Here is a 2,398-nt window from a genome sequence, read left to right as displayed (position 1 = left end):
TCCTGGCATGAATGCTCCTTCGCGCTGTGATCAGCCTAACGGCTGGTCGGGGCGAAGTGGCTTGGCCGTTGGTCCTCTCTAGGGGGTTCATTCCAATCACTGCCTTTTACGTGTAGGATGCCATTCCCCAAAAGTTGCACCTTGTATAACGGTGTAGAAGCGCTCTCAGCCGGGAGAATCTGGAAATGTCAATATCACAGATTCCGGGGGAGCGCGTTCGCAGTTTGACAGATCAGCTCTTGGCTGTTCCCACCTCACCCTACCAACAGCGCAGTCTCCAAGCAGCGCTGTTCATGTCTTTAGAGCATTTATCATACCAGGTATAGGGGTTGCAGCGACAGATAGAAGATGCTAAAGGGACGGTGCAATGTGCCATCCCGATCTCAGCTTACTGTCCATCTCAGCGTCGCTACAAGTTCTCCAGACTTGGCTCGCTCCGAAGATGCCGCCCAAAGTCCGGCAATCCAACGAAAAAGCCAACGACGCCGAGTTGGTCGCCATCGCCATACTTCAAAAATCTCATAAGCAACCTTATTTCTCGTGCTGGTGGTCATTCATCAAACTCAACTTCTGTCCACACCTTCCCAGTTTGACGCAGGCAAATGTACGTCTTAAGCGGCTGTTGCCCACCATTGAAAGCCTCTGTGTCGAGGTCGAAGACCTTGACTTTTGCCTGATTGATTCATTTCCATTCCCGGTCTGTCGTTCAAAACGAGCCGCTCGCTGCAAAGTTCGGGCTGCAACCAAGGGGTACGGAACGCAAGGCAGTGTCTACGGCTTCAAATGCCATGCGTGGAGTACGCTCGACGGCAAATTGGCGCAGTACGTGATTCGCCCAGCTCATCAGCATGACTTGATCGCTGGTTATGACCTGAGTGGGAATTGGGTGGCCTACGGCGCACCCAAAATCATTGGGGATAAAGCTTATCTGGATGGGGCCAATCTTACGCCACCCAAAGAGAACGCCAAAACCCGTGATCCTCGCTGGAAGGAAGAATACGCAGACGCACGCAAGCGCATTGAGACTGTTTTTTCCGTCTTAAGTACAACAAGATTATACTTTTGAGAAATGGGAAGACCAAGCCGCCAGATTATGATCAGTGCCGAAGACGCAGCCTAACTCCAAGCGCTGGAACTTGGAGCCGGGGTTCATCCAAAAGTACGCCTGCGGGCGAGTCTGCTGCGCCTCCACCGAGAGGGTTGGACTGCCTCTCGGCTCGCCATCCATTTCGCCCGGACTGAGCAGAGCATCCACAACGCCCTGACTCGCTTTGAACAGCACGGTGTGCAGGGCATCGCCGATGCCCTGCGGTCAGGTCGGCCAGTCAAGGTCCTTCCTGTCCACGAAGCGGTGTTGATGGGCAAACTCGATGAAGACCGTCTCTGGACTGCTGCTCAATGGATTGAGGTGCTGGGGGAGGCGTTCAAGCTCCAGATCACCCCGCAGACGGTTCGTTAGCACCTGTCCGCACTGGGTTACAGCTGGAAACGGGCACGGTATGCGCCGGGTAAGCCGCTTGACCCTCAAGTGGAACAACAGCATCGGGCGTCTCTGGACATCTTGAAAAGGGGGTACTGGACGGCAAATTAAGCTTGAAATATCTGGATCAGTCAGGGTTCTCACTGATGTTGTCGGTTGCCTCGACGTGGTTTAAACGGGGTTCCGGTCAGCAGTTTCGAATTCCGACCCGATGGGGATCACAAGGCCGTCGGTAATGCTCCAGGAAATCCTTCAAGCGGCGTTGCGAGCCTTCGCCGTCTCAACCAGCTTAGCCCAGGGACAGACATAACCTAAGGCGGAGTGCAGCCGAATACGGTTGTACCAGCCCAAAAATCTGTCGGTTCCATCCCGTAATTCCTGAATCTTGCGGAACTCCTCTCGGAAGACAAATTCATATTTCAGCGTGCGGTTGGTGCGCTCCAGGATGCCCATCCCGCCCCGCTGAGAGACCTTGGCCCGTACCCAGCCACCGAGGGCTTGACAAGCGTCTTGAAAAACGCCGGACGTGAAGTCCGAGCCGCCATCGGTCATGATCAGGATCTCGTCATGGATCCCTTGAGCACGGAGCATTGCGATACCCGCCCTGAGCGCGGTGACCGCGCTCAGGGCGGAGAGACTCCGAATCACGTGAATGTGCAGGACGGCGCGGGTGTTGACGCCCTGCACCAGATACGCCCAACACACACCATCAGCGAGGGTAAAACGTGTGGCGTCCATCTGGATCCGGCGGCCCGCTGGCCACAGCGTCTCGTGTGCGGCTGGAACGGCTTTCTTTCGACTTTTTCGGGGCAGTGGTGGATTAAGCTCGACTTTGGCCATTGGATACTGTCAGGCGGCGTAGCAAAGTGCGTCTGCGAGGCGCTCAATAAAGTCCAGTGGGACTTGAATCATTTCACG

The 2,398-nt window shown here is 55.3% G+C and carries 3 protein-coding genes and 1 pseudogene; 3 read left to right on the top strand and 1 reads right to left on the bottom strand.

The genetic code is table 11. The features are described 5' to 3' along the window. Nucleotides 1-185 precede the first annotated feature (185 nt). The 3 genes and pseudogenes from FNU79_RS18825 to FNU79_RS18815 all read left to right on the top strand — a co-directional run. Nucleotides 186-305, top strand: a pseudogene (locus tag FNU79_RS18825) (IS701 family transposase); the annotation flags it as partial. A 137-nt stretch (nt 306-442) separates the two neighbouring features. Further along, on the top strand, nt 443-1,066 hold the full coding sequence (locus tag FNU79_RS18820) for an IS982 family transposase (RefSeq protein ID WP_185974830.1): 624 nt from the start codon (nt 443-445) through the stop codon (nt 1,064-1,066). A 63-nt stretch (nt 1,067-1,129) separates the two neighbouring features. Beyond that, nucleotides 1,130-1,459 (top strand): helix-turn-helix domain-containing protein, encoded by a 330-nt coding sequence (locus FNU79_RS18815; protein ID WP_143722320.1) that lies wholly within the window; start codon nt 1,130-1,132, stop codon nt 1,457-1,459. 273 nt (nt 1,460-1,732) lie between these two features. Here the strand turns inward: FNU79_RS18815 and FNU79_RS18810 are convergent, their stop codons facing one another. Beyond that, a complete protein-coding gene (locus tag FNU79_RS18810; protein ID WP_225430215.1) occupies nt 1,733-2,320 on the bottom strand; it encodes an integrase core domain-containing protein in 588 nt (195 codons plus the stop codon). Between the last annotated feature and the right edge of the window lie 78 nt (nt 2,321-2,398).

The organism is Deinococcus detaillensis (assembly GCF_007280555.1).
GTDB lineage: Bacteria > Deinococcota > Deinococci > Deinococcales > Deinococcaceae > Deinococcus > Deinococcus detaillensis.
Note: the sequence above shows the minus strand (reverse complement) of the source record. Positions and strands in the feature narration are given on the sequence as shown.